Source organism: Mucilaginibacter paludis DSM 18603 (assembly GCF_000166195.2).
GTDB classification, from domain to species: domain Bacteria; phylum Bacteroidota; class Bacteroidia; order Sphingobacteriales; family Sphingobacteriaceae; genus Mucilaginibacter; species Mucilaginibacter paludis.
The window spans coordinates 1,815,872-1,842,645 of record NZ_CM001403.1; the positions used below are offsets into that span (position 1 = coordinate 1,815,872).

At 39.9% G+C, this 26,774-nt stretch carries 26 protein-coding genes; 17 read left to right on the forward strand and 9 right to left on the reverse strand.

The window, feature by feature from the left end; translation table 11 throughout:
- Positions 1-122 precede the first annotated feature (122 nt).
- The gene (locus tag MUCPA_RS07680) at positions 123-2,741 is read right to left on the reverse strand and encodes a PAS domain-containing sensor histidine kinase (RefSeq protein WP_008505567.1); all 2,619 of its coding nucleotides are present in this window, start codon (positions 2,739-2,741) and stop codon (positions 123-125) included.
- A gap of 517 nt (positions 2,742-3,258) precedes the next feature.
- On the opposite strand from MUCPA_RS07680, the gene MUCPA_RS07685 reads away from it, so the two are divergent.
- From MUCPA_RS07685 to MUCPA_RS07740, 13 genes are all read left to right on the forward strand, one after another.
- The gene (locus tag MUCPA_RS07685) at positions 3,259-3,651 is read left to right on the forward strand and encodes a response regulator (RefSeq protein WP_008505568.1); all 393 of its coding nucleotides are present in this window, start codon (positions 3,259-3,261) and stop codon (positions 3,649-3,651) included.
- Positions 3,626-4,720, forward strand: coding sequence for a sugar transferase (locus tag MUCPA_RS07690; RefSeq protein ID WP_008505570.1), 1,095 nt, complete (start codon positions 3,626-3,628; stop codon positions 4,718-4,720). The genes MUCPA_RS07685 and MUCPA_RS07690 overlap by 26 nt, the downstream gene beginning before the upstream one ends.
- An 8-nt stretch (positions 4,721-4,728) precedes the next feature.
- The gene (locus MUCPA_RS07695) at positions 4,729-5,445 is read left to right on the forward strand and encodes a TolC family protein (RefSeq protein ID WP_008505572.1); all 717 of its coding nucleotides are present in this window, start codon (positions 4,729-4,731) and stop codon (positions 5,443-5,445) included.
- Positions 5,446-7,590 (forward strand): exopolysaccharide transport family protein, encoded by a 2,145-nt coding sequence (locus MUCPA_RS07700; protein ID WP_008505573.1) that lies wholly within the window; start codon positions 5,446-5,448, stop codon positions 7,588-7,590. It abuts the gene before it with no gap.
- Between the two features lie 31 nt (positions 7,591-7,621).
- Complete coding sequence (locus MUCPA_RS07705) at positions 7,622-8,830, forward strand: glycosyltransferase (protein WP_008505574.1); 1,209 nt, start codon at positions 7,622-7,624, stop codon at positions 8,828-8,830.
- Entirely contained in the window at positions 8,827-8,964 is a 138-nt protein-coding gene (locus MUCPA_RS38180) for a hypothetical protein (protein WP_008505575.1), read from the forward strand. The genes MUCPA_RS07705 and MUCPA_RS38180 overlap by 4 nt, the downstream gene beginning before the upstream one ends.
- 1 nt (position 8,965) lies before the next feature.
- Positions 8,966-10,471, forward strand: a complete 1,506-nt coding sequence (locus tag MUCPA_RS07710) for an O-antigen ligase family protein (protein ID WP_008505576.1) — start codon at positions 8,966-8,968, stop codon at positions 10,469-10,471.
- Positions 10,468-11,670: a glycosyltransferase gene (locus MUCPA_RS07715; protein WP_008505577.1), complete on the forward strand. Its 1,203-nt coding sequence runs from the start codon at positions 10,468-10,470 to the stop codon at positions 11,668-11,670. Before MUCPA_RS07710 ends, MUCPA_RS07715 begins: the two co-directional genes overlap by 4 nt.
- A gap of 6 nt (positions 11,671-11,676) precedes the next feature.
- Positions 11,677-12,291: an acyltransferase gene (locus MUCPA_RS07720; protein ID WP_008505578.1), complete on the forward strand. Its 615-nt coding sequence runs from the start codon at positions 11,677-11,679 to the stop codon at positions 12,289-12,291.
- Between the two features lie 37 nt (positions 12,292-12,328).
- Positions 12,329-13,213 (forward strand): glycosyltransferase family 2 protein, encoded by an 885-nt coding sequence (locus MUCPA_RS07725; RefSeq protein ID WP_008505579.1) that lies wholly within the window; start codon positions 12,329-12,331, stop codon positions 13,211-13,213.
- Positions 13,214-13,281: 68 nt separating this feature from the next.
- Positions 13,282-14,124 carry a beta-1,6-N-acetylglucosaminyltransferase gene (locus MUCPA_RS07730; RefSeq protein ID WP_008505580.1) on the forward strand — a complete coding sequence of 281 codons (843 nt, stop codon included), beginning with the start codon at positions 13,282-13,284 and terminating at the stop codon, positions 14,122-14,124.
- A gap of 71 nt (positions 14,125-14,195) precedes the next feature.
- Positions 14,196-15,107 (forward strand): glycosyltransferase family 2 protein, encoded by a 912-nt coding sequence (locus MUCPA_RS07735; protein ID WP_008505583.1) that lies wholly within the window; start codon positions 14,196-14,198, stop codon positions 15,105-15,107.
- A 10-nt stretch (positions 15,108-15,117) separates the two neighbouring features.
- A complete protein-coding gene (locus MUCPA_RS07740) occupies positions 15,118-16,290 on the forward strand; it encodes a glycosyltransferase family 2 protein (protein WP_008505586.1) in 1,173 nt (390 codons plus the stop codon).
- 109 nt (positions 16,291-16,399) lie between these two features.
- Here the strand turns inward: MUCPA_RS07740 and MUCPA_RS07745 are convergent, their stop codons facing one another.
- The 3 genes from MUCPA_RS07745 to MUCPA_RS39185 form a co-directional block, all read right to left on the reverse strand.
- Positions 16,400-17,266, reverse strand: a complete 867-nt coding sequence (locus MUCPA_RS07745) for an Rpn family recombination-promoting nuclease/putative transposase (protein ID WP_008505588.1) — start codon at positions 17,264-17,266, stop codon at positions 16,400-16,402.
- An 86-nt stretch (positions 17,267-17,352) separates the two neighbouring features.
- Complete coding sequence (locus MUCPA_RS39180) at positions 17,353-18,063, reverse strand: MFS transporter (RefSeq protein ID WP_262492991.1); 711 nt, start codon at positions 18,061-18,063, stop codon at positions 17,353-17,355.
- Complete coding sequence (locus MUCPA_RS39185; RefSeq protein ID WP_050982044.1) at positions 18,020-18,703, reverse strand: MFS transporter; 684 nt, start codon at positions 18,701-18,703, stop codon at positions 18,020-18,022. The genes MUCPA_RS39180 and MUCPA_RS39185 overlap by 44 nt, the downstream gene beginning before the upstream one ends.
- Positions 18,704-18,859: 156 nt before the next feature.
- Between MUCPA_RS39185 and MUCPA_RS07755 the strand changes: the two genes are divergently transcribed.
- The 4 genes from MUCPA_RS07755 (at position 18,860) to MUCPA_RS07770 (ending at position 22,059) form a co-directional block, all read left to right on the forward strand.
- On the forward strand, positions 18,860-19,384 hold the full coding sequence (locus tag MUCPA_RS07755; RefSeq protein WP_040625780.1) for a GNAT family N-acetyltransferase: 525 nt from the start codon (positions 18,860-18,862) through the stop codon (positions 19,382-19,384).
- Between the two features lie 107 nt (positions 19,385-19,491).
- Positions 19,492-20,295: an MlaE family ABC transporter permease gene (locus MUCPA_RS07760; protein WP_008505593.1), complete on the forward strand. Its 804-nt coding sequence runs from the start codon at positions 19,492-19,494 to the stop codon at positions 20,293-20,295.
- Positions 20,296-20,302: 7 nt separating this feature from the next.
- Entirely contained in the window at positions 20,303-21,076 is a 774-nt protein-coding gene (locus tag MUCPA_RS07765; RefSeq protein ID WP_008505594.1) for an ABC transporter ATP-binding protein, read from the forward strand.
- Between the two features lie 2 nt (positions 21,077-21,078).
- Positions 21,079-22,059 carry an MlaD family protein gene (locus MUCPA_RS07770; RefSeq protein WP_008505595.1) on the forward strand — a complete coding sequence of 327 codons (981 nt, stop codon included), beginning with the start codon at positions 21,079-21,081 and terminating at the stop codon, positions 22,057-22,059.
- Between the two features lie 35 nt (positions 22,060-22,094).
- Here the strand turns inward: MUCPA_RS07770 and MUCPA_RS07775 are convergent, their stop codons facing one another.
- The 5 genes from MUCPA_RS07775 to MUCPA_RS07795 all read right to left on the reverse strand — a co-directional run bounded on the left by MUCPA_RS07775 (position 22,095) and on the right by MUCPA_RS07795 (position 26,572).
- Complete coding sequence (locus MUCPA_RS07775; protein ID WP_040625781.1) at positions 22,095-23,414, reverse strand: sensor histidine kinase; 1,320 nt, start codon at positions 23,412-23,414, stop codon at positions 22,095-22,097.
- 10 nt (positions 23,415-23,424) lie between these two features.
- A complete protein-coding gene (locus tag MUCPA_RS07780; protein ID WP_008505597.1) occupies positions 23,425-24,102 on the reverse strand; it encodes a response regulator transcription factor in 678 nt (225 codons plus the stop codon).
- A 7-nt stretch (positions 24,103-24,109) separates the two neighbouring features.
- Positions 24,110-25,012 (reverse strand): hypothetical protein, encoded by a 903-nt coding sequence (locus MUCPA_RS07785; protein WP_008505598.1) that lies wholly within the window; start codon positions 25,010-25,012, stop codon positions 24,110-24,112.
- 30 nt (positions 25,013-25,042) lie between these two features.
- The gene (locus tag MUCPA_RS07790) at positions 25,043-25,402 is read right to left on the reverse strand and encodes a hypothetical protein (protein WP_008505599.1); all 360 of its coding nucleotides are present in this window, start codon (positions 25,400-25,402) and stop codon (positions 25,043-25,045) included.
- Positions 25,403-25,612: 210 nt separating this feature from the next.
- Positions 25,613-26,572: an FAD:protein FMN transferase gene (locus tag MUCPA_RS07795; protein ID WP_008505600.1), complete on the reverse strand. Its 960-nt coding sequence runs from the start codon at positions 26,570-26,572 to the stop codon at positions 25,613-25,615.
- Positions 26,573-26,774 lie beyond the last annotated feature (202 nt).

Below are 26,774 nucleotides of genomic sequence, written 5' to 3' on the forward strand. Positions count from 1 at the left end.
TTTGCCACGGGTATTGTTGGTTGCTTGCGTTATTTTTCCAAAACATCACACCTTATAATATACAGACGGGGAGTTGAGCTTACCATTACAACGAGTAAAGCCCTGCCGCCTATCGAGTTAATTTAACTGAGGTATACCTTAAATGTGGTACCAACATTAACCTCGCTACTAACATCAATTTTACCACCCATGGCCTCAACCTGGTTTTTCGTAATAAACAAGCCTATCCCCTTTGAATCCGCATTATCATGAAACGTGCGATACATGCCAAATAATTTATCCCCATTTTTTTCCAAATCAATACCCAGTCCATTATCGCTTATCTCTAAAACAACATGCGTTCCTTCGCGATAGGCTTTAATTTCTATGACCGCTTTGCGTTGAGGGTGTTTGTATTTAATACCATTAGATAAAAAGTTAAACAAGATGCTCTCAATATAAGCCGGATTATAGTCGATTTCTAACAGCGGAGAAACACGGTTGTTAAGTTCGACATTTTTATGACCCTGATTAACGGCCAACACATCGCGCGTTTTTTCTATATAATTAAACAAATTAATTTTCCTGCGCTGATGGTTAATGCTGGTTTGTATAGATACTACATCGTTTAAATGCATAATGGTTTCGCTAAGCTGTAGTGATACCTTTTTAAGATGTTGAAGCAATTCGTTTTGCTCCGACTCGTTTTCGGCATCAAATATCAAATTAACCAGCATTTCAAAATTACCGGAGTGGGTACGCAGGTTATGTGATATGATATAAGCGAAATTGATTAGCCTGTTGTTTTGTTCTGATACTAAGTCAAAAGTTTCCCGTAATTGCTGTTCTTTTACTTTCTGTTCGGTAACATCGGTAATATAGCCATGCCATATTACGCTACTATCGCTTAACAACTCCGGGCGCGCCATACCTTTAATCCAACGGACACCTTTTGAGGGCGTGTTGATGCGGGCCTCGTGCTCCCATTTAGTTAGATGATGAAATGATTGCGCAATCGATTCCATTAACTCTTTCCGATCTTCGGGAAGCAATTGCTCAAAAACCACCCAACCATCGCTTTTAGCCGCTTCCAGATCAATCTCAAATAAGTCGGCCATGCCTTTACTTGAAAATGGAAAACAAGAATGTCCATCCGGAAAAAACCTGAACTGATAAATGCCCCCGGGTACCTCATTGGATAATTTGGTAAACAATGCGTCCCTTTCTACCAGCGCCTCTTCGGCCTTTTTACGCTCATTAACATTCCGCATGCTGCCCTCAAACCCCTCAACTGCGCCATCTGCATTTCGTATAACCTGAGCATTGATTGAGATATGCATGGGCTTATCAGAAGTTTTTAAAAGGGCGTTAAAATCAGTAACCCTGCCATGGATCATTACCCCGGCAAGCAACTCCACATAATCGTCGTGATGCTGGTAAAAATCGCCTACCGAGCGGCCAACAACTTCCTCTCTTTTATAGCCCGAATATTTTTCAATTGAGGGGCTAACCTCGGTAATAATACCTCTAAAATCGGTTTGATAAAAAACGTCCTGCACGTTTTCAAAAATTTTACGGTATTTCGCTTCACTGTCTTTTAAAGCCAGCTCTGTATACTTGCGCTCGGTAATATCTATTATTTGCGACACAAAATAAAGTGGCTTTCCAACCATATCCTTTACCAGCGATACATTAAGCAGGGCCCAAACGGTATCTCCTGACTTATGAAAATATCTTTTCTCCAGATGGTAACTCTCAATCTCGTCTGCCAATAACAGGTTAAGCAACTCCAGATCCCGGTCAACATCATCCGGGTGGGTTATCTCCTGGAATGTTTTCAACACCAATTCATCCGGGGTATAACCCAGTAATTCGCTAATATTTTTATTCACCTTTAGCCACTTGCCGGTTAACGATACCAGCGCCATGCCGATAGGCGAGTATTCAAATGCGCCCCTGAAACGATCTTCGCTTATTTGTAGCTCCTCCTTTATTTTAACCTGGTTATCAATATTTTGAAGTATACCATATACCCTTTCACATCTGCCGTTCCTGAAATCAGGATAACCGATGGCTCGTGTCCATACATCTTTGCCTTTAGCGGTAGTTACCTTTAATTCCACATCATAGGGTACGCCATTAGTTATAGCATTGCGCAAGGCGTTCACTAACTTGAGATTGGTTGCCTCTCCATTGAAGAATGCAAATCCGTCATCTGGCTGCAGGTTAAACTGGGGTTCAAAATCATCAGACACCTCAAATATTTCTCTTACCCCTTTTGACCAGGTAAGCTTTTTGTTAATCAGATTTAACTCCCAGCTGCCAATACCGGCCATACGGCTGGTTTCGTGAAGCAAGTTTTGAGTTTGCACTAATTCAAGTTCGGCAAGCTTTTGTTTTGTAATGTCAATATTACTCCCAACCATCCTTACCGGACGACCCTTCTCATCCCAATCTGTTACACGCCCGGCATATTTCACCCACACCGTCGAACCATTTTTATGTATATACCTCGCTTCGCCCTGATAGGCCTGTTTACCAAGGCTATCAATATGGGCATTTAAATTATCTAAGATAGCTTGCTTGTCTTCCGGATGTACAATTTGTTGCCATACCAGGGCTGAATTGCCGAGTTCGTGCGGCTCATATCCAAACATTATTTTGTACGCATCACTCAAATAACCGGTATCGTTCTGAATATCATGATCCCAAAACCCCACTTCAGCGTCATCGAGAATGAATTTATTAATATCGTTATCCATATAAATGGGATGCGTTTAACGGTAAAAGTTCAGTTAATTAGGCACTTTAAATTTAGTATTTTTCATCAACTAAAATCCGGCCGAACTATAATAAATAGATGTAACCCATTTTAATATTTATCGTACAATGACTTTTATTTAATTAAATCGAAGAAGAAAATTGGGTTTGGCAAGTTTAAGATCAAATTATAGGAAATTACCAAAACATGGAACATTAATAAACTCCACACTTTGAGCAAGTAAATGCACAATTTTTATCATATGGGGACGATGAATACTTCCACAGCTAATAATATCGAGGAAATATTTGTTCCTTATTGTTAAAATTTGACGTTTTCAATTAAATTAAGTAAGCTTGTTACTTTGGTACAAAGTATGCCATATAAACATTGGTTAAACAGTTTTAATTAACTATGTTTAATTGATTTTTATTGGGGTGCTTCTTGATGGTGATATCGATAAGAATCCATTGCTTTAATAATATATGGCACACATTATTTAAAAACTTCGAAATTGAATGAAAACACAAATACTTATTGTTGATGATGATTTGAGTATTTTAAAGCTTTTAAACTTTATTTTATCGAAAGATTACGACTTAGTTGTGAAGAACAGCGGTTTAGAAGCTTTAAGCTGGCTGGAAGAGGGAAACGATCCAGGGCTGGTTATATCAGATTTGCAGATGCCTTATATTGATGGTCTTACTTTTGTTCGTAATTTAAAAATAAGTGGTTTTTATAAAGACACACCCATTATTGTACTATCGGGCGCTGATAACCTGAACGAATTGGTTGCAGAAATGCCTTTTACAATAAATGCGCACCTGAAAAAGCCATTTAACCCAGCCGCTTTAAAAACAGCCATAACACAGGTATTAAATATATATGACTCCACAGAATACACCAACTAATTGGGAAAATTCTAATCAGGCGCAAAATAAAGTTGCCTATGTTAGCTCAACTGCCGAGGACAGGCTGGTTGACCAACTACGTCAGCATTTTTTTATTAAGCACCTGGTTACCTACAGCGCCTTTGAAGACTACTTGGCAGAGCAGTCCATATTAACGCTCCCCGATATTTTATTAATGGAGATAGATGAGGACGAATATTGTTTTACCCTGGTTGAAAAGATCAAAAAAAATCCGATGCTCCACGGCTTGTTGATTGTACTACTTGCCAAAACTCCAAACAAACACTGGAAAGCAAAGGCGATGAAACTCAAGGTAAATGATTTATATACCTACCCGCTGCCCGTTGATTATTTGCGCGAACGTCTGAATTTTTTAATTAAATTTAAACTGATCAGGCCCAAGCTGTCCGAATTGCTAAACCAGGTTGATGTTGAATATAAGATGCCGTTGAGCAAACGTTTGTTTGATATTGTATCATCGGGCATAGCTCTTATTTTAGCATCGCCTATTATGCTATTGGTTGCCATTATGGTTAAACTGGAATCAAAAGGCCCCATCATCTACAAAAGCAAACGTGTAGGAACGGGGTATCTGGTATTTGATTTTTACAAATTCAGATCCATGCGCACCGATGCCGATCAAACCCTGGCCCAGCTATCAAGCCTTAACCAGTACAGCGCCGAAGAGGAAGGAAGTACCAAAGCTGCCTTTGTCAAAATAAAGAACGACCCACGCGTTACTAAGGTTGGTAATTTTATACGTAACACCAGTCTTGACGAGCTTCCCCAATTATTCAATATTTTAAAAGGTGATATGTCGTTAGTTGGAAACCGCCCGTTGCCTTTATACGAAGCAGAGATGCTGACATCCAACGAATGGTCAATGCGTTTTCTGGGTCCTGCCGGACTAACCGGCTTGTGGCAGGTAAGTAAACGCGGAAAAGAAGACATGTCTGAGCGGGAAAGGAAAAAATTAGACAACTTTTATGCTCAAAATTATTCTTTCTGGCTCGACTTAAAGATTCTTTTAGGAACATTTCCGGCATTGTTCCAAAAAGAAAAAGTTTAATTTGCTACATGAAAAGGAATTTCATTTTTACAATAGGTGTCATTCTGTTCTTACTTCCTGCTGCACAAGGTTTTGCGCAGGAGAGTATCATGAACGACATTTCTTATCCATTTTTACAAAAGTTAATTGCAGCTGCTAAAGAATATTATCCACAAATAAAGATAAAGCAAGAGCAGGTTAATGCGGCCAAAATAAACTACAATGGTTCAAAATCGGCATGGTTTGATGGTTTATCACTTTCGTACGTTTACAGTCCTAAAAACACATTAAGCTTAACCTCTACAAGTACCACTACCAGCGGCTCCGGCACAAGCAACCCGAGCCTTTTTTCAGGTTACCAGGTTTCGGTTAGCGTAAACGTAGGAAGTTTTATTAAAAACCCCTTTAATACTAAAGTGGCCAAAGCAAACTATAACATTGCATTGCTTGAGCAGCAAGCTTTTAACGGCAATATTGAAACGGAAGTTACTAAACTCTACCTAACCTATATACAACAAATAGCATCGTTGAGGTTACGAACCAAAACCGCGCAGGACATAGGCTCATTGCTTGAGCAAAGCAGACGCGATTTTGAGAAAGGAGATGAGACAATAGAAAATTACACCAAGGCTACAACTTCGTTCTCTGATATTAATCAACTAAAAATTGATGCCGAGGTTGCCGTTTTAAATGCCAAGGTAGCGCTTGAAGAGATTATAGGAAAAAAATTAGAAGAAGTAAAATAAATGGAAGCATCTGATTTTTTTAAACTGTTAAAACGCTACCGAATTGTGATGATGGTCATTCCACTGATCACCATCATGGTAACCTATTACTTCGTTCGTAATTTACCCGATAGCTATGTTTCGCAAACGCAGATAGCAACCGGAATAGTTGACCAATCGCAAAAACTCCCCGAAGACCAAACGGCGCAGGAGTCGCAAATATTCATGGAATTTGCCAACGTAATTGCAACTATCAAGTTGAACACGATAGTAAACCAGGTATCTTACCAACTTATTCTGCACGACCTGACCAGCGATTTACCCTTTCGCAAGCCCAGCAAATTATTTAGGGATTTAAATGCCAATGCCCGGGCGCATGCTATCGAGGTTTACACCAAAATGTACAATACCCATGGTGCTTTGATGTTGTGGGACAAGGACCAAAACGGATTAAATTCCCTGATAAACTCCATGCGTTATGATGCAGGCTCTATACAAGCAAAATTGGGAATTTACCGATGGGAGAACAGCGACTTTATTCATGTGGATTTTGAGTCAGAAAATCCACAGCTTTCGGCCTTTGTGTTAAATACACTGGCCAAAGAATTTATAAGCTATCATACCGATACCGAAAAGGGTAATCAATTAAAGTCAATTCATGCCCTGGATAGCTTGCTTCAAAAAAAGAAACTCTCCATTGATAAAAAAACCGATTCGTTAAAACGCTATAAAATCAAGAATCACATTTTAAATATCAAGGACCAGGCATCAAGCCTGTACGCTCAGATATCTGACTTTGAGGGGCGTAAGCAACAAGCCGAAAAAGACATCGCCGCCAACGACGGGGCCATCAAAAGCATCGATAGTAAATTTAAAACATCTGGAAAAAGAGGTGGGTATTTTGAAAATGTTTCGAGCAAAATAAACACTAAGATTGCGGCCGACAAGGATATTTTAAAATCGTACACAGATGCCTGGATCAAGAGCAACTATAATAATTATTACAAATTAAAGATAGACTCGGTACAAAACATACTGACAAACGAAATCAATCAGTCGGCCGATCAATCAGGCGATAGCCCACTCTCAACAAAAAGCAGCTTGAGAGCACAAAAGCTAAACCTCGAAGTAACTTACGACCTTGCAAAATTCAGTTTGAATACGCTTGAAAAGGAGATTGGCCGGTTAAAAGGTGAGCTTGACCAATTGGTGCCCCACGAGGCCGTAATCCAATCGATGGAAAGTAGCATCGACATAGATAGTAAAGAATATCTTGATTTGCTGGCTAAATATAACCAGGCATCCGTGCTGTCAAACTTTTCTGTAAAGTTACGGCAGGTTGATCTGGCTATGCCCGGCGGGCCCCAAAGCTCCAAAAAAATGATACTCACCATTGCCGCCGGTGTAATTAGCGAGGTATTTTGCCTGCTTGTGCTATTTGTTTTATTTTACCTTGATAGTACAATTAAACACCCACGCACATTGGCCAGCGTATCGGGCCTTCCTGTTTTAGGATACCTCAACGTAATTACGGGATCAATTCTTGATTTGAGGAAATTATGGGATACCGATAACAAGAACAAGATGCAGCAGTTTAAAGACCAGTTGCGATCCATCCGGTTTGAAATTGATCAGGAACTAAACGATCATAAATTATTAGCAATAACAAGTTTGGGTGAAGGCGAAGGAAAAACGCTTTTAGCTGTAAGCCTGGCTTACTCCTACTCCATTATCAATAAAAAAGTATTGCTAATTGACGGCAATTTTAGTAACCCAAGTATCAGCACAACGATAAAACCACAGTTGTTTATTGAAGAGTATTTTAAAGAAAGCCCGGATAATAACCAGGCCATTACTAACGACGTGCATGTGATAGGAAACCGGGGGAACGATATTACGCTGTTGGAGATTGATGGCGAAAAAGCTATTGAACAGAAGTTTATTGAGCTAAAGGCCCTGTACGATATCATTATTGTAGAAGTTCAGGATATGAGCAAGATGAATAAGGCCAAAGAGTGGCTGCTATTTGCTGATAAAACCATTGTTGTATTTGAGGCTAACCAAAGCATGAATGAAACCAAAAATGCCGCGATTAAATATTTTAAAACCCTCGGGCCAAAATTTGGAGGCTGGATATTTAACAGAGTACCGTTAGACGACAAGTAGAACGCGTAGTAAACCTTTTTAATTTAAACCAATGAACCGCCAACCTTTTATAGCTATTATATGGATCATCATTCAGGTTATAATAGGCTTTAACCTGGTGTTCCCGCTTATTTTGTTTCTGTTTTACAGTATAGTAAAAACCAAACAGGATAAAGTTAATGTGGTACAAGGTGCGGCAGAACGGGATTATGCTATTATTGTAACTGCTTACGAGCAAACGCATACACTGCCTGCTGTTGTTAAATCATTATTGTTATTGAACTACAGCAACTATACTATTTATATTGTGGCCGATAAATGCGATATAAGTAAGCTTGACTTTGCCGACCCAAGGGTTATTTTACTACGACCCGAAGAAACCCTGGCCAGCAATACGCGCTCGCATTTTTATGCCATCAATCGTTTTATCCGCCCGCACGAATGCTTAACCATTATAGACAGCGATAATTTGGTTGAACCCGATTATTTAAACCAACTGAATATTTGGTTTGATAAAGGCTTTAAGGCTGTGCAAGGTATACGTGAAGCTAAAAACTTAGATACCACCTTTGCATGCCTTGATGCAGCCCGGGATATTTACTATCATTTTTATGATGGAAAGGTGCTTTTTGGTGCTGGCTCATCAGCTACGTTGGCCGGATCGGGCATGGCGTTTACCACATCCCTTTACAAGGAATGCCTGGAACATTTGGACATAACCGGGGCGGGCTTTGACAAAGTTTTGCAGGCAGCTATTGTTGACCGTAACGAGCGTATTGCTTTTACCATGGACGCTGTTGTTTATGATGAGAAAACTTCCCGCTCAGACCAATTGGTTAGTCAACGTTCCCGATGGATCAATACCTGGTTTAAGTACTTTAAATTTGGATTTAAAATATTGGGTAACGGAATAATCAGGTTCAGTTTAAACCAGGTTTTATTCGGGATGGTATTAGTGCGCCCGCCATTATTTATGTTTTTAATCCTGTCGGTACTGTTTACATTGATTAACCTGGTTACCGGCCAGTTTTTAATAACCGCCATATGGGTGCTAAGTTTGTTTATTTTTGTTGGCGGCTTCCTTTTAGCTCTCGCCAAATCACATACCGACAAAAAAATCTACCAATCGCTGGTTAATATTCCTAAATTTATGTTTTTGCAGGTGTTATCGTTGTTTAAAATATTCGGTTCGTTAAAAAACAACGTGGCAACCAAGCATTATGTTGATACTCATATTGACGATTTAAACCAACAGAAATGAGAATTGACCCTATTATAAAAGTAAAAGAAGACCCTTTTAAAGACTTAACCAGCACTCAAAAAAAAGGACGAAAAGTTGCCGTTGTGCTTGCTTTTGTGGCCGTGTTTGTATGGTTCTTTAAAATAGTATTTTAACATGCACCATGATGCCGGCTATATAGAACCGCCTAAAGGCAACACGGCCCAAACACGTAAGGGTGGCGTTTGGAAGGATATTCTGCGGAATAAATTTTCAAAACCGTCTGTTATTGCCTTTTTGTTGATCACGTCGCTGTTCATTTCATTCAGCGTCGTTAAAGGCGGCGTAGCCATGGGTATCCTGTTTATCGTTGCATTGTTGGGCATTGTTATTGTTTGCGGTGTAATTGTATATCCCAAATTTGGTATCGCAACGCTTTTCATTTCGGCCTACTTGTTATTTATTCCGGCAAAAATGAATATCAATTTTCCGCTGGGAACACTTTTGGATCTACTGGAATACTTGTTAATCATCGGCTTCTTCTTGAAGCAGAAAATAGAACCTAATTGGAAGGTATTTAACGATCGACTGTCGATGCTCATCCTGATTTGGATACTTTACAATTTTTCTGAAATTGCAAACCCTTCTTCTGTTTCTGTTTTAGCCTGGATATATACCATACGCAGCACAGCCATCATCATACTAACGTATTTTATTTTTGTTTATCAGATCCGCGATGTGGCATTTATCAGGCTGATGTTTAAAATATGGCTTTTTTTAGCCTTGATTGCCGCGCTTGATACCTTTCACCAGGAATTTTTTGGTTTTTTTGAGTTTGAAAAAAATTGGCTTTATTCTGACTCCAACCGTGTGGAATTACTTTTTCAGGATGGCCACATGCGCAAGTTTTCCATATTTGCCGATCCGGTTTCTTTCGCTTACAACATGGTGGCAGCAAGCTGTTTGTGTATAGCTTTAATATTTGGCCCAATAAAAACCTATAAAAAATGGATTTTAGGCGCCATGGCATCATTTTTTATGTTCACTATGCTGTACTCGGGTACCAGGGGCGCCTTCCCTTTATTGCCGGCAGCTTTAATCTTGTTTGCAGTTTTAAATTACAATAAAAAGGTGTTGATATTTGCCATTATAGGCGGAATATTTTTTGCCATTCTCATTTTTATCCCTACCTCCAACGGCACAATCCGGAGGTTTCAAACCGCATTCCGACCTAATGATGACCCCTCATTCAGGGCCCGCAAAAACAACCAGGCACGTATCAAGCCTTTTATCCGTACACACCCTTTAGGAGGGGGTTTGGGAGCAACAGGAGCATGGGGCCAGCGCTTTGCTCCAGGCTCAATGCTTGCCAACTTTCCGCCCGATAGTGGGTATGTGCGTGTGGCGGTAGAGCTGGGCACCATCGGTATCATTATACTTTGTACCTTAGTTTTTGTAGCCATACGAACGGGCATTAACAGCTATTACCTAATTAAAGACCCTGAACTTAAAACCTATTGCCTGGCCATGACGCTGGTTATATTTATATACAATATTGGTAATTATCCGCAGGAAGCTATCGCGCAATTCCCATCGAACATCATTTTCTTTTTTGCCATAGCTTTAATCAATATTACTACCCGGCTGGATCGTGAAAAAAATCTTTTAACTGCTCCAAAATGAAGGATACGCTAATTTCAGGCAGAGATATTATTGTGGTTGGCCAGCAGGCCTGGGATACAGAAATTGGAAGCAATTGTAAAAATATTGCAGCGGAGTTTAGTAAACATAATCGCGTGTTATATGTAAATTCTCCGTTAGATCTTAAAACACTTTTAACCAATAAAGAAGATCCTAAAATTCAAAAACGCTTAGCCGTAATTCAGCAAAAGCAAAACGGACTTGAACAGGTTGCCCCCAATTTATGGAGTTACTACCCTGATAAAACTATAGCATCCATTAACTGGATGCCATTCACCGCGATTTTTAATTTTTTTAACCGCATCAATAACAAGCGCTTTGCTAACTCCATAAAAAAAGCTATCCACGAATTAGGTTTTAAAAATTATATCTTATTCAACGATTCGGATATGTTTAGAAGCTTTTACCTTAAAGACTTTTTAGCACCCGATGTAAGCATTTATTACTCTCGCGATTATTTGCTCGGTGTTGATTACTGGAAAAAACATGGGGCTACACTCGAGCCAAAATTAATAGCCAAAAGCGATTTATGCATGGCCAACTCAACTTACCTGGCCGATTATTGCTCACACTACAATCCTAAATCATACTACGTTGGCCAGGGTTGTGATCTGAGCTTATTTAACAACGTGGATGGTTTTGCCATACCCGATGATATTAAGCTGATTAGAAACCCGATAATTGGCTATGTAGGTGCATTGCAAAGCAGCCGCCTCGACATGGATATTTTAGAATATATCGCTATAAAACGACCAGATTGGAGCGTTGTATTGGTGGGGCCCGAGGACAACGAATTTAAAGCGAGTAAACTGCACGGCATTGGTAATATTCACTTTCTGGGATCAAAAGATTCATCCTTACTGCCAGCATATATTAACATGTTCAACGTATCTATTAACCCGCAATTAGTTAATCAAATTACGATAGGCAACTATCCCCGTAAAATTGATGAATACCTGGCTATGGGCAAACCTGTTGTAGCCACCACCACCAGGGCTATGGATATTTTTATCGATCATGTTTACCTGGGGAAAGATAAAGAAGAATATGTTAGCCTGATTCAAAAAGCCTTGGATGAAGATGATGCCCACCTGCAAAATAAACGCAAGCAATTTGCTGCATCACACACCTGGGAAAACAACGTTGCCGAAATTTACCGTGCCATTAACACCTTTAAATAAGCTGCTATGTCTGTAACCGAAAAAATAAAATCGAACCCGCTATTTAAAAAAATAGCTTTGTGGTTACTTATCCCTCCCGGTCAGCATAAACCTCGCTTATGGGTTAAAATGTTTATCAATCCATTTAAACACAAAAGAGGTAAAAAGTCTCTCATCAGGCACCGAACCCGACTGGATGTATTTCCGTATAACCGGTTTGAGTTAGGCGAAAAATCAGTTATTGAAGATTTTTCGACTATCAATAATGGTGTTGGCGATGTGTTGATAGGCGATAGAACGATTATAGGCATCAGCAATGTAATTATAGGCCCTGTTACTATTGGCAACGATGTTATGTTTGCCCAAAACATCATTGTATCCGGTTTAAACCATGGGTACGAAGATGTTACCCTGCCGCCAAGCATCCAAAAAGTAAACACATCCCCAATTATTATTGGCGATAATGTATGGATAGGCGGCAACAGTGTGATAACAGCAGGCGTAACGTTAGGTAAGCATGTAGTTATTGGCGGCGGCAGCGTGGTTACCAAAAACATACCCGACTATTCGGTAGCCGTGGGCAATCCCGCTAAAGTTGTTAAAAAATATAATTTTTCATCAAATACCTGGGACCGAGTTTAGCTTTTGTTTAATTAGATAACCCTGTTAATTTTTAAATATGTTTTCATTCAGCGTTCCAAAGTGGCTAAATAAGCACCTGTTTACTGGTAAAAATTTTGCTGATCTTTCTGAGGCCGAATTAGCCGACCTAAAAAAAAGACTGAGCAGATTTAAAGATGATCAGCCCGATGTATCGGTGGTTATCCCCGCCTGGAACGAGGAGAACAACATCTTCCACGCGCTCTCTTCGCTCGCTTCAGCCGAAACTGACTTGAAAGTGGAGATTGTTGTAATTAATAATAATTCGACCGACCGCACCCAACAGGTATTGGACGAACTTGGCGTACGCAGCTATTTTGAAATTAAGCAAGGCATAGCGCATGCGCGCCAGTGTGGCCTTGAAATGGCTAAAGGGAAATATCATTTATGTGCCGATTCGGATACATTTTATCCGCCTAAATGGATTGATATTATGGTGAAACCCATGATGAAAGATCCTGGCATAACGGGCGTATATGGTCGTTACGCCTTTATCCCACCCGAAGGCCAGGGCCGTCTTGGCTTGTGGCTGTATGAGCGATTTACCGGGATTATGGTGCAGATTAGAAAAAGAAACCGCGAGTACATGAATACGTTAGGGTTTACGATGGGCTTTGTTACCGAAATTGGCAGAACAACCGGTGGATTTAAAGTTGGAAAAGAACGTAAATTTGATAATGCAGCAGGCAGCGAATACTTTACTGAAGAATCTGAGGATGGCACGATGGCTCTAAACCTGAAAAAGAAAGGCAGATTAAAGCTTGTACGCGATGAAAGAGCCCGCGTTTTCACCTCGCCAAGGCGCTTACTATTAGATGGCGGCGTCTGGGCGGCGTTTACTAACCGGTTTAAAAGAAATACCGGCGGCATGGCCGAATACATCACCGGCAAAAGTAAAAGCTAAAAACCAGCACATTTACGCGCCAGTCCCTTTTATTGATACTGATTAAACCACTGTAATAAAACCTGAAGATGAAGATTGCCCATTTGATATTGGCGCACAATAATCCTGCTCAATTAGCCAGGTTAGTTAACAGGCTGAATCATCCTGATGCGGATATCTATATTCATCTGGACTTGAAGGCGGCGATTGAACCTTTTTTAGCTATTGTTAAGTTACCGCAGGTTCACTTCATCAAAAAAAGACAAAAAGTATACTGGGGGTCGTACAGCATAGTCCAAGCAACGCTTAATAGCTTCCAAGAGATACTGGCTAATAAAAAAGGCTATCAATATATCAATCTGTTAAGCGGAAACGACTACCCCATTAAAAGCGTAGCGCAAATACACCAGTTTTTTGACGACCGCCCCGACTATATTTTTATGGAATACCTTACCGAAGATTCGGAATGGTGGCAAAGCAACAAAACAAGGGTTACTCAATATCACCTTACGGATTTTAATTTTCCAGGATATTATCTCTTACAAACCTTTTTGAATAAAATTTTGCCGAATAGAAAAGCGCCAAACGCGTTAACCTATGCCGGCCGCTCGCAATGGCTAACCCTCAGTACAGACAGCGCCCAATACGTAATTGATTATCTGCATAAACACACTGGGGTAGCCCGTTTTTTCAGGCTCACATGGGCTCCAGACGAAATTGCGATTCAAACTATTTTATATAACTCGCCATTTAAAGATCAAATAATTAATTGCAATTACAGGTATACCGATTGGTCGGAAAATAAGGCCAGCCCTAAAACCCTGACCATGGATGATGCGCCGAAACTGTTAAATTCCGATTGTTTGTATGCCCGGAAATTTGATATGGATAGCCAACCAGAAATCATGGATTACCTGGATAACAAACTTTAATATAACCCTTTAGTGATTAATTTCAAAAAACTTAACTTCAACAAATCCTCCTTTAGCCTATAATTGAATACATGAAAAAAATTTCGGTAATTACTGTAAACTTTAACCAGCCCTTAGTTACCGAGGCTTTACTGGCCTCCATTGCTAAAACTAATACCTATACCAATCTGGAAATTATTGTAGTAGACAATGGCAGTAAAACCAACGAGATAAGCCGCTGGAAAAGTAGTTATCCCGATGTTACCTATATCCGGTCGGAGGCCAATCTGGGTTTTGCCGGCGGTAATAATTTAGGCGTTAAAGCGGCCACCGGCGATTACTTTTTTTTAGTGAATAATGATACCGAGTTTACCGAAGGTTTGGTACAAACCCTGGTTGATGCATTGGATAAAAACCCGGAAATAGGTATAATTTCACCTAAAATTAAGTATTTCCAATTTCCGGATACTTTACAATACATAGGCTTTACACCGATGGATTATTATACCTGTCGCAATAAATGCCTGGGCCAGTTTGAAAAAGACAATGGACAGTATGATCATATCACCGCACCAACAGGATTTTGCCACGGGGCAGCCATGATGCTGCGAAAAGAGGCCGTTGAAAAAGCTGGCCCGATGACCGAAAATTTCTTTTTATACTACGAGGAGATGGACTGGAACGAACATATTAAGCGTGCCGGGTACCAGGCCTGGGTTTGTACCGATGCCCTAATTTATCATAAAGAATCGGTATCTGTAGGTCAGGGGAGCTCGCTGAAAGAATATTTTATGAACCGCAACCGCATCCTGTTTATTCGCAGAAATGCGCCCTTACACAAAGCTATTGTATTTTACGCCTATTTTATGTTGCTGGTAGTACCCCGTAACGTATTAAACTACATAAAACAAAAAAATTACAATTTCATCTCCATGCTTTTTAAAGCCATCTGGTGGAATATCACACAATCAAAAAACAGCAAAAAGTTAGGGTATCCTATTTAAACACATTCACATGGAAATAATTTTGTGGCTTAGCCTTTTTATAGTTGTTTATACTTTTGTAGGATATGGTATATTGCTGTACGTTATTATCCGGATTAAGCGGATGGTAAAGGGCAAACCGCGGGAGATGCAGGTTAACACCGCCCTGTTGCCTACCTGTACCCTGGTAGTTGCGGCTTATAATGAAGAGCATTTTATGCCTGAGAAGATCATCAATACGTTGCAATTAAAATACCCCGAAGGCAAACTGAAATTCTTGTTCATTACCGATGGTTCCGATGATCGTACACCGGATATAATCAGCGCATATCCGCAGATCGAATTAATGCACACCCCCGAACGCAGCGGGAAAATAATGGCTATCCATCGTGCCATGAAAAACGTAAATACAGATATTACCGTTTTTACAGATGCCAATACTTTTTTAAATGAGGATGCCATCATCAATATCTGCCGGCACTATGCCGACCAAACTGTTGGTGCCGTAGCCGGCGAAAAACGGGTACAGGTTGATAAAAATGCCGATGCAAGCGCCGCCGGCGAAGGCTTTTATTGGAAATATGAGTCGGCACTAAAAAAATGGGATTCTGAATTATATTCGGTAGTTGGCGCAGCCGGAGAGCTATTCAGCGTACGCACCGCGTTATACAAGCCTGTATTTGACGATACTATACTTGACGATTTTATGATATCCATGCTTATAGCTAAACAAGGCTACCGCATTGTTTACGAGCCTGCCGCTTATGCAACAGAAACATCATCAGCCAACGTATCCGAAGAGCTGAAAAGAAAAGTACGTATTGCGGCTGGGGGTATTCAATCCATTTTGCGTTTAAAAGAGTTTTTAAATCCATTTAACTTCCCGCTGCTATCATTTCAATACATTAGCCACCGGGTACTGCGCTGGACGGTTACTCCTTTCCTGCTTATCCTTTCATTTATTTTAAATATCGCCTTAGCAGCACAAGGAATTGTTTTTTACCAGCTTTTATTAGTAGCGCAAATTTTATTTTACGTAATGGCGATATTAGGATGGATATTAGAGAAACGTGAACTCAGAGTAAAGGTGCTGTTTATCCCCTATTACTTTTGTATCATGAATTATGCTGTTTTAGCAGGTATCATCCGGTATTTCAAAAAAACACAAAGCGCCGCCTGGGAACGGGCTGCCCGTAAACAATAAAACTTTGTTATTTCTCAGAAACACATAGTTATCTGCGGGCAGATAACTGTTTATCTTACTACAGACACCATTTACCAAAGGCCATTTATAGTGAAGATGGCTTTTGGTATTATAGCTTTTCTACTATCTCAATAGAAAGCTTGGTAAATTTAGCTATCTGTGTATTGGGGATACCTTCTTTTTTCATTTCAATGGCAACATCATATTTCCCTTTTTCAATACCTTTTTCAATACCTCTTTCCTCTGCCAACTCTGCTGCAAAAGCTATCGAGTTTTCATAGTCCCACTTGGCTTTTAAACTTGAATCGTACATTGCTTTCTCCTCCTTCGTCAGATTACTTAATTCGGCTATCTTGAATACCTGCTGAAAAATCCGCTTGTTTAATACTGCGGGAATCTTCTCCAGGTGGCTCATATTTTTCAGTAAATAGAACCAACGGTCAAGATCGGTTTCCAGTTCTTTTTCTGTTTTAACAAAATTAGGTAATTCTAAAAACTTATAACCCAATTTATTGTAAAATATTTCGTGCGTATCGGTATTAGTGAGGGCTACGTTATGCAAATAACGATCTGGGTTGCCGTTATTAAATTTGAATTCCAGTATGGCTATCAGGTATAGTTCATCCAATTGGATATTCCAGTGGCTTTCGCCTTTTGGCAACTGCTCGTTGATGAGGCGCGAGGTATAAAATACGGCCCTGTCTTTAAAGTTCCGCTGTTCGGCCTTTTGCATCTCGATGATAAATTTCTCGCCGTTTTTGCCGGTGCAATGCAGGTCGAAAAATACTTTCTTGATTTTATCGGTATCGCCCGCATATTCGGTGGGGCTGTAAGTTAAATCTGCAATCTCCTTCTGGCCCAGGAACAGTTGGTTTAAAAAATCGATCAATATATCTTTATGGGGCTCGCTTCCAAACAATCGCTTAAAGCCAAAATCGCTCAGAGGATCTATAAAACGGCCAATTTTCTGTTGCATATATTTTATAAATTAAAAGTCTAAACAGACAATCCAACGGGTTCAAACTCTTATAAGGCTTCCTCCGGTGTCCAAATTAACAAATGCTACTGTTTCAGTGGTTTATTTTCCCTAAACCCGCTGAAAACAACCAAGGCTAACAGGCATAGTACAAACCCGCACAATCCGTTTAGCCGGAGCCCGTAATCATTTCCCGGGTCTTTACCGTAAATAGTTAAAAATGCAAACAAGGCTATGCCCAACGTTTGCCCCATTTTCACAAAAAGATACTTAACCGCAAAAAACATCCCCTCCCTGTTTTCGCCGGTTTTTTGGGCATCAAGCTGAGCAATTTCGGCCAATATCGCGTTGGGCAATATCCCGAGCGCAGCCAGTGGAAACGAAGCACAGATTACCAGGGTATAAATTTGAACCTCTGGAGATAGGGGCACCGTACCCAAAAAGTAGATGGCTACAAAAATCAAACTCAACAATAAAAACGAAAACAGCACTAAAGGCTTTTTACCAAAACGGGCCGATAAATAATTAACTAACGGGTAAAACATCACCGATACCAAAACCATAATGCCCATTAACAAACCACCTAACGATTCGGGCAGGCCAAGCAGCACGCTGATAAAAAATAACAAGCCGCTGGATATGATACTCAAAGCCATGTAATACGAAAAATCGGAGATGAGATAGTATTTAAAATTACGGTTACTAAAAGTACGCCTGATAGCAGGCCACAATGGTAAATGAGATGGCTTGCTATTAGAATATTTCTTCTCGTCGATTGTAAAAACAGGGATCATCATCACCAAACCCGCAAATATGCTTAAGCCCCAAAATGGTATATTGAAGTGATGTTGTACGATTTACAATATGAAGATAACGTTGGATCAGATCGGCAAAATTATTAACCAAAGCCGAGAAAATGATTCCCAAAACAAAACCGATTTGCTGAAACGAAGATAGTTTAACCTTATCGGCGGCAGTCTGGGTCATTTCGGGTAGCAAGGCATTGTATGGTATAATATAAGTTGTTGCCGAAACAAAAAAGCCGATCAAGGTAAACACCAGCCAAAATGCATTGTCTGTACTCTCCCGCTTAACTACCGGGTAAAAGGTAAGGCAGCAAAACAATACAGCCGGAAAGATGGCCCGCTTCATAAACGGAATACGGCGTCCTCGCGGATTTTCGCTTTTGTCGCTCAAAGAGGCAATAAAAGGATCGTAAAAAGCATCGAATAACCTGCCCGATGCCGCTATTACTGACATGATGTTCAATACTCCAAATACCAGCAATTGGGGTACTAAAGGAACCAAACCTGAATTTGATGGCGGCAGGTAAAAAAAAGGGAGCATCACAATAATTATATTGGTCATGATACTCCATCCCATCATACCGGCAGCATAGGCAAGCTGTTTTCTGAAAGGCAACTTCGGTACGGACATACTGCAATATGCAATTTTTAACGTGATTTTAAATAATTGATCTTGCTTTTTGACACGAATAAGAACAATATAACAAATTAACACCTTAAATTTACAGCGAATATGAAGTAATTACATCATGTTAATGGTGTTTTATTGTTGCCGCACGAAATAAATATGACGACGATTGAAAAAGCCACATTGTTGGATGTAAACGAGATAAATATTTTGGTTAACAAAGCATACCGTGGCGAATCGTCAAAAAAGGGATGGACAACCGAAGCAGACCTGTTAGATGGTTTACGAATAGATGAAGATACTTTAGCAGCGTATATAAACGACGAAGATGCTGCTGTTTTAAAACACAGCAATGGTGAACGTATAACGGGTTGTATTTACTTAAAGGTGAATAAAAACAAACTTTATATTTGTATGCTTACCGTTGAGCCAGAGCTTCAAAACACAGGGATTGGTAACATATTGTTGAAAGAGGCCGATAAATATGCCGACAAAGTAAAATGTGATACCCTTTGGATGACGGTAATATCTGCCCGGAAAGAACTTATTGAATACTATGAGCGCAAAGGGTTTAAACTAACCGGAGAAATTAGGCCATTCCCGGAAAACCCGACGTTTGGAATAAAAAAGAAGCCTATTGAGTTAATCGTAATGGAAAAACACAAGGAACTAACAGGCCAATAATACAACATCATATAATTAATAACTAACTTAGGTGCAGCGGAATAAAACAACATGCCCATTTTTTTGTAAGATATTAACAACATTAAATAAAAATATTAGATAGATCAATGTCCGCCCCAAACAGTACCGCAATAGCAAAAACAGGATTTTCATTTAAAAGGTGGTTAACAGGCATTTTTATTGATCTGTACAATGTTTATAAATTTGTGCTCCGCTTTTTTAAGGAGGTATTTTTTCCGCCTTACGAGTTTAAAGAGATATTAAAGCAATGCTATGATGTTGGGGTTAAATCACTGTTGCTCATATCGGTAACGGGGTTTATTGTGGGTGTAATTTTCACTAAGCAGTCCAGGCCTTCCCTATCCGAGTTCGGCGCAACTTCATGGCTTCCTTCGCTGGTATCTATCGCTATTTTACGGGCGCTGGCTTCGTTGGTAACAGCACTTATAGCTGCGGGTAAAGTAGGGTCGAGCATTGGTGCCGAGCTGGGATCTATGCGGGTTACCGAACAAATTGATGCCATGGAAGTATCCGGAACCAAGCCTTTTAAATACTTGGTTTGTACGCGCGTATTAGCCACCACCATTACTATCCCTTTGTTGGCCAGTTATACTGCTTTTATCGCCTTGTTGGGTGGGTATTTAAATGTGAGTCAAAATGAAGGTACCAGCTATACTACCTTTATGGAGCAGGTGTTTGAGCCCTTAACATTTATTGATTTTTGGTCTACCCTGGCTAAATCAATCATGTTTGGTTTCACCATAGGTATTGTAGGCTGCTACCAGGGCTATAACTCATCCCGCGGAACAGAGGGAGTAGGTAAAGCTGCTAATGCCGCAGTAGTAACCGCCATGTTCCTGGTGTTTATCGAAGAAGTAATTATTGTTCAAATTTTCGGTTGGTTTCGTTAATAAAATTATGGAAAAAGCGAAAGCAGCTATAGACCGTAAAAACGCGGTTATCAGTATCAGGGGATTAAAAAAATCATTTGAAGCCAATGAGGTGCTGCGGGGGATTGACCTTGACCTCTATCAGGGAGAAAATTTGGTAGTACTTGGCCGTTCGGGCACAGGCAAATCCGTTTTAATCAAAATTATTTCGGGCTTGCTAAAACCTGACGAAGGCGAAGTAAAAGTGTTTGGACAGGAACTGACGCATATTACTGAGAAAGAGCTACAGGAATTAAGGATCAGGATAGGATTTTCATTCCAGAACAGTGCCTTATATGATAGCATGACGGTGCGTAAAAACCTGGAATTCCCTTTGGTAAGAAACAGAAAAAAACTATCCCGCAAGGAAATTGATACCGCCATTGAAACTACGCTTGATGCCGTAGGGTTGTTAAAAGCCATCAACCAAATGCCATCAGAACTTTCAGGCGGGCAGCGTAAGCGGATAGGCATAGCGCGTACCTTGATACTGAACCCAGAAATTATGTTGTATGATGAGCCTACTGCAGGTCTTGATCCGCTTACCTGTATCGAAATCAATAACCTGATTAACGAGGTACAGGAGAGATATCATACATCTTCTATCATTATTACACATGATTTAACCTGTGCTAAAATGACGGGCGACCGGGTTGCCATGCTACTTGACGGAAAGTTTGAGCGCGAAGGCAGCTTTGATGAAGTTTTTAATACTGACGACGAGAGGGTAAAACCCTTTTTTGACTATAATTTTATTAAATAAACATGGAAAAAGAAGAAAACAAACGGGCCATCATAGTAGGGGTATTTGTATTCCTGGGTCTGCTCATCTTTGTATTAGCGATATTTACACTGGGCGGCCAGCAAAAAACCTTTGTGAAAAACATCCACCTTAGTGCTGTATTTAACGATGTAGCGGGACTAAAAAAGGGAAATAACGTTTGGTTTTCGGGCGTTAAGGTAGGCACTATCAGCAGTATCCGTTTTACGGGACTATCACAGGTTGATGTAAAAATGGATATCGACCAAAGTGTACAAAGCTTTATCCACCGCAACGCCGGTGTGCGGATAAGCTCGGACGGATTGATAGGCAACAAAATTATCGTAATTGATGGCGGGAGCCCGAATGCGCCTATGGTAGAAGACGGCAATATGTTACAAGCCGAAAATATGCTGAGCACAGACGATATCATGAAAACGTTGCAAAAAAACAACGAGAACCTATTAGCTATCACCACCGATTTTAAAAAACTGAGCAGCCAGATAGTTCAGGGTAAAGGTTTGGTAGGATCGTTAATGACCGATACGGCGCTGTCGATGAAATTCAGACAGATTGTAACCAATTTACAAACCACAACCGAAAACACAGCTAAAATGGCTAACGGTTTAAACCATTTTTCGGATAAATTAAATACCAAGGGCGGGCTGGTAGATAACCTGGCAACCGACACTACGGTTTTTAATCATTTAAAAGCATCTGTAGCTCAATTACAAAAAGCCACTGCTAACGCCAGCGCCATCACCGAAAACCTTACACGGGCAAGCAATAAATTAAATACTACCGATAACGTTTTGGGTGTTTTATTGAACGATCCTAAACAAGCAGAACAGATGAAAAGCACGTTGAATTATCTGAACGAAAGTTCTATTAAATTAAACGATGACCTGGAAGCTGCTCAACACAATTTTTTATTAAAAGGTTTTTTTAAGAACAGGGCAAAAGAACAAGCCAAGCAGAATAAATAAAAAGAGGCAGGAAACCAAAAAAAACCAATCTGTACCTACAGCTGTACCGGAAAAAACAAATTAAAAGCGCTTCCCTTACCCAGTTCGGAGTTAACCTCTATCCTGATGTTGTGGAAATCGGCAATGGATTTTACGATGGGTAAACCAAGGCCAAAACTTTCTTGCTGCAGGGATTGCTTAAACTTTTTAAACCTGTTAAATATATAGGGCAATTGCTCTGCCGATATACCGATGCCGGTATCGATGATTTGAATAACCAGTGAGCCATCTTGTAAAAAGCCCCTGATCTCTATCGTACCCGACTGCTTATTATATTTAATAGCGTTATTGATGAGGTTGAAAAACAGATTGAATAACAGAAATTTATTGACGTTGCTCAAGGCAATTTCTCCAGGAATTTCAATATCAAGTGTGATGTCTTTCTCTTCGAGCCGGATGGAAATCTCATCGTAAATCTCTTGTAAAAGCTCTCCGATAAGAACGGTATCATCCTTAATAAATTGCTCATTTTCAATTTGCGAAATGAGGAGCAGTGTTTTAGTGATGCTTTTTAGCCGGTTAAGTATTTTCTGCATTTCCAGCAGCCGTACTTTTACCTCATCAACAATATCCTCACGGCTAAACATGTTCTCAATTTTAGATTGTAAAATTGAAATCGGCGTCATCAATTCGTGCGAAGCATTTGAGATAAATTCACGTTCTTTTTGAAAAGTACTTTCGATGGTTTCAATCATCTGGTGAATGCTTTTGTCCAGGTACTGAAAATCTGATGTACTGGTTTTCACCTCCTGGTATGAGCCGAAATTAGGGAATTTATGGGCGATGAGTTTGGTTTTGATAATCCTGTCTAACGGCCCTAATATGTAGTTAGAGAAAAAGAAATCGGCCAGTATGGTAAGCAATATCATGCCGAGCAATACCTGTAAGGCAATACTTTGCAGCGGGCCGCTGGTTTCGTCAAGCGTATTTACGCTTTTACCAATCTCAAGCAGGTAATTTTGAGCCCCTACTTTAAAAGTGTGACTTAAAATGCGATATTCAATGGTATCCCGTTCAACTTTGCGTTTTTCATTCTTTATCGTGTCCAGAAAGTAGTTGGCGTCGGCCTCGTCTAAACTAATGTATTCTTCCTTTAGCGGCAGGTACATGCCGTAGCTCTCGCCATTTTGAATGTACGCCCCAATTCCCTGCTCTTTAACAATCTGTAATAATTTATTTTCCTGTTTACGCAGGCGCTCGTCGGTGTAACTGTGATTGATATTTTTAATCAGCATGGGCAGCAAAAGCACAAACAGCAACACTATTACCAATTTAGAAATGGTATTAAACAGCGTAAGTTTGGTTTGCAGCTTCAATAGTAAAATGCTAAACTTTAATTTTATAGCCCAAACCACGCACGGTTTCCAACCAATCGGGCTGTGCGTAGGCGCTTAGCTTTTTTCGGATATTTTTGATGTGCACATCAATATAATTCGAATCGTAATCATCATTTACCACACTTCCCCAAATATGCTCGCTCAATTGCGGCCGTGTTAAAGTACGATTTTTGTGCAGAATCAGGTAGGCTATAAGGTCATACTCCTTTTTGGTAATGGAGGTAACCATATTGCCATTATGGCTAATGCTTCTATCGTTCATATCAATTAAAAATTCGCCCAAAGTTAGTGTGGTATGTTTAAGGCCAAATTTTCGGCGGGTAATAGCCTGCATTCGGCTTTGCAGTTCAAGCATAGAGAACGGTTTGGGCAAATAATCATCAGCACCCAAATCAAGGCCTTTTATCCGGTCATATACCTCAGCGCGGGCCGTTAATATTAAACAGGCAGCCTCCGCATTGTAGGTTTTGGCCTCCTTTAGTAAGTCAAGCCCATCATAATCCGGAAGGCCGAGATCTATCAATATAAAATCGTACAGATTAATTGCTATTTTCTCGGAGGCCGACTTGCCGTCGTAGCAAATTTCGCATACGTAATTACAATTAACCAGAAATATTTCCAGCTCGCGGGCAAGTGATTTTTCGTCTTCAACAATCAATACATTCATAAACTAATCAATAAAAAACGTAATAGAAGGTTAAATTAAAAAACGATTGATTTTTTGTAGCTAATAAACCCTGCACGTTTACCGGTATGGAGTATTTGTACGAAGCCTCAATTGTATAATGGGGTCTGTTATAAGCCAACGGTATTTTAATATTATAGTTTAAAACATTGAAGTTCCGGTTTGCTTTACGGTAATCGTCCTCGTTAGGTGGTGGTGGCGGCGTGGGGGAATTGTTATGTGAGGGATCTATGTCTTTAAAGAAATCATGGTCACTGGAAAAACGCTGTACAAAGTTTTGAGTACCCAAAATCACATTAAATGCAGGTGTAAATGTCAAATAATCTTTATCATCAAAAACACTAAAGTTGCTTTCAAAATAATGCGAGTGACTGATGGTGACAAAAAAATCGTTGGTTTTACCAAAAAGATAATCAAAGGTTACGCCCGACTTTAAGATTTTCCAATCAAAGGTGGTTTTTAAATTAAAATCATTTGAAGATGCCGATTTGATAATCTGCGCCTGGTTATTAAAAATAAAGCGCGTGTAACTAAACGTGCCTTTAATGCTTTTTGAAAGTTTATAAGAGTAACCAACCCCCAGGTCAAACTCGTCAATAGTAGGCATCGAGCCTAATACCTTCCAGGCTGAACCATAAACAAAAACGCCCGATTTGGTATTGAAAATAACGTCGGTAGTTATAAACGGATATTTAATTTTATTGGTACGGCCAAAAAAGCTGGCATCGCTACCATATGTTATCCCAGCCGAAACTGATTGCTTTTTTACAGCAATCGTATCAGAATCTGCCTTAAAAGCAAGCACGTCCATTTTAAAGCAACGAGCATATCCGGTAAACGTGGTTACAGAAGTTAACGTTATCAAAAAAAGCAAAATGATAATATATCTCATCGGGTTATGTTATTCAGTTATCAAACTTACTTAATTATTGTTTCTTCTTGGTATCTCAGGCGGACGCTCCAAACCTTCCGGCCGTCGCTGCCGTCTGACTTTGATTTTAATCTTATTGCCGAGTGTATCCGTTGGTGCCACAGTTCCCAGCTTTTCAGGCTTCGACTGTCTTTTGGCCTTTGCTATTTCTTTAATTTTCTTTTTGTCGTCTGCCTCCTGGTTGGGCTTTTTGGTCTTTGTCGTATCTACAGCATCATCAATCAGGTCTGCGGATATGTTAAAGCTTGTAATTTTTACAGGGAATGATGACAGTTTGTTGATGCCTTTTGCAAACGACAAACCACTGCTGGATATCATTACAAAAAACACATACACTAACCGTTTCATCATAATAAAAGAGAAAGACTTTAAAATTATTTAAATTAATTAATAAAAAAATAGCACCTCAGGTTAGTGGAGTGCTAAATTAACTATAAATGAGATATTACGGTAATTAAGCCCCCATGGCATCAAGTTATTATCAAATTTTGCGGTTTTTCACTTTAGACTTTTACCCGGTAATGTGCTATAGAATGCGATTGGCGATAGGCTCTAAATTACTCAACACATCATCATATTTATACTTTTTGACGTGTAAACCTTTTTACGGTCGTTAACAATAACACACACCAACTGATTTAAGCGATTAAACAGATTCAGACTCAGCTTAACACCCAACACCATAACCGGAGCTGCCATAGCAGCGGCAAGTTCGGCACTGGGGCTTAAAACACTTATGCTATTGATACGGCGCAGCGGGAGACCTGTTTTGGGGTTTACCATGTGCACGTACTTTTTACCGTCAATAACCGAATAGTTTTTGTGATCTGCAGATGTCGAGATCGCCATATTGCTGATGTTCAGGTCAGAAAAAACATCCAGCTTTTGACCGGGATTGGCAGCGGCTATCGTCCAGGGATTGTTATCAGGCTGCCTGCCCCATGTAATCAGGTCGCCAAATGCATTGACTATGCCGCTGCTAACACCCTGTATTTGCAATACGTATTTGGCTCTGTCGGTAGCGTATCCCTTGGCTATACTATTCAAGTCAATACGCATGCCTTTTTCTTTTAAAAAAACAGTATGCTTTTTAATATCCAATATTACATTACGATAGTTAATTAAACGCACCGCCTGCTTAGCCGTTTCGGTATCAGGCAGGGTTTTCATGTTGATATTTTTATCCCAGATGCTATGGTCAATTGAATTATAGGTGATATCAAACGCGCCTTGGGTAAGCTCGGATATTTTAAGAGAACGGTTCACCAGGTTAAATAATTCCTGATCAACCTTAACGGGCTGTATACCCGCGTTCCGGTTAATTAAGCTGATCTGGCTGCCTTCGTCTGTTGATGATAACAAGGCCATCACCCTATTTATCTCAGTAACTGCACCGGCAATTTTATCTTCGGCCCATTGTTCATCTTTAGCAACTACACTGATCTCAAAAAAATTGTCCAGCAGGCGCACCTGGCGCCTGTGAACACTTAAGAAAGGGGAAAGGGTATTTATGTTTAACATTTTAAATTCTCAAGGTATCAAGGTTTATAATTTTCAGCTCGCATTTGAAGCAAACTTTACGAAAGTAGCGAGCCATTATGAAAATGAGATGAAGTGATACGCTTATCATAATGACAAACGCGGCTGTATCATAAGTCAGGATCAAAAACCGACTTTAGAGTTAAATTTTAATGGCCTTGGTTTTGCAAAAAGCTCAATTAAA

Coding starts and splice junctions, on each gene's coding strand:
- MUCPA_RS07680 (WP_008505567.1), bottom strand. CDS start 2,741: ATGGATAACGATATTAATAAATTCATTCTCGATGACGCTGAAGTGGGG.
- MUCPA_RS07685 (WP_008505568.1), top strand. CDS start 3,259: ATGAAAACACAAATACTTATTGTTGATGATGATTTGAGTATTTTAAAG.
- MUCPA_RS07690 (WP_008505570.1), top strand. CDS start 3,626: ATGACTCCACAGAATACACCAACTAATTGGGAAAATTCTAATCAGGCG.
- MUCPA_RS07695 (WP_008505572.1), top strand. CDS start 4,729: ATGAAAAGGAATTTCATTTTTACAATAGGTGTCATTCTGTTCTTACTT.
- MUCPA_RS07700 (WP_008505573.1), top strand. CDS start 5,446: ATGGAAGCATCTGATTTTTTTAAACTGTTAAAACGCTACCGAATTGTG.
- MUCPA_RS07705 (WP_008505574.1), top strand. CDS start 7,622: ATGAACCGCCAACCTTTTATAGCTATTATATGGATCATCATTCAGGTT.
- MUCPA_RS38180 (WP_008505575.1), top strand. CDS start 8,827: ATGAGAATTGACCCTATTATAAAAGTAAAAGAAGACCCTTTTAAAGAC.
- MUCPA_RS07710 (WP_008505576.1), top strand. CDS start 8,966: ATGCACCATGATGCCGGCTATATAGAACCGCCTAAAGGCAACACGGCC.
- MUCPA_RS07715 (WP_008505577.1), top strand. CDS start 10,468: ATGAAGGATACGCTAATTTCAGGCAGAGATATTATTGTGGTTGGCCAG.
- MUCPA_RS07720 (WP_008505578.1), top strand. CDS start 11,677: ATGTCTGTAACCGAAAAAATAAAATCGAACCCGCTATTTAAAAAAATA.
- MUCPA_RS07725 (WP_008505579.1), top strand. CDS start 12,329: ATGTTTTCATTCAGCGTTCCAAAGTGGCTAAATAAGCACCTGTTTACT.
- MUCPA_RS07730 (WP_008505580.1), top strand. CDS start 13,282: ATGAAGATTGCCCATTTGATATTGGCGCACAATAATCCTGCTCAATTA.
- MUCPA_RS07735 (WP_008505583.1), top strand. CDS start 14,196: ATGAAAAAAATTTCGGTAATTACTGTAAACTTTAACCAGCCCTTAGTT.
- MUCPA_RS07740 (WP_008505586.1), top strand. CDS start 15,118: ATGGAAATAATTTTGTGGCTTAGCCTTTTTATAGTTGTTTATACTTTT.
- MUCPA_RS07745 (WP_008505588.1), bottom strand. CDS start 17,266: ATGCAACAGAAAATTGGCCGTTTTATAGATCCTCTGAGCGATTTTGGC.
- MUCPA_RS39180 (WP_262492991.1), bottom strand. CDS start 18,063: ATGATGATCCCTGTTTTTACAATCGACGAGAAGAAATATTCTAATAGC.
- MUCPA_RS39185 (WP_050982044.1), bottom strand. CDS start 18,703: ATGTCCGTACCGAAGTTGCCTTTCAGAAAACAGCTTGCCTATGCTGCC.
- MUCPA_RS07755 (WP_040625780.1), top strand. CDS start 18,860: ATGACGACGATTGAAAAAGCCACATTGTTGGATGTAAACGAGATAAAT.
- MUCPA_RS07760 (WP_008505593.1), top strand. CDS start 19,492: ATGTCCGCCCCAAACAGTACCGCAATAGCAAAAACAGGATTTTCATTT.
- MUCPA_RS07765 (WP_008505594.1), top strand. CDS start 20,303: ATGGAAAAAGCGAAAGCAGCTATAGACCGTAAAAACGCGGTTATCAGT.
- MUCPA_RS07770 (WP_008505595.1), top strand. CDS start 21,079: ATGGAAAAAGAAGAAAACAAACGGGCCATCATAGTAGGGGTATTTGTA.
- MUCPA_RS07780 (WP_008505597.1), bottom strand. CDS start 24,102: ATGAATGTATTGATTGTTGAAGACGAAAAATCACTTGCCCGCGAGCTG.
- MUCPA_RS07785 (WP_008505598.1), bottom strand. CDS start 25,012: ATGAGATATATTATCATTTTGCTTTTTTTGATAACGTTAACTTCTGTA.
- MUCPA_RS07790 (WP_008505599.1), bottom strand. CDS start 25,402: ATGATGAAACGGTTAGTGTATGTGTTTTTTGTAATGATATCCAGCAGT.
- MUCPA_RS07795 (WP_008505600.1), bottom strand. CDS start 26,572: ATGTTAAACATAAATACCCTTTCCCCTTTCTTAAGTGTTCACAGGCGC.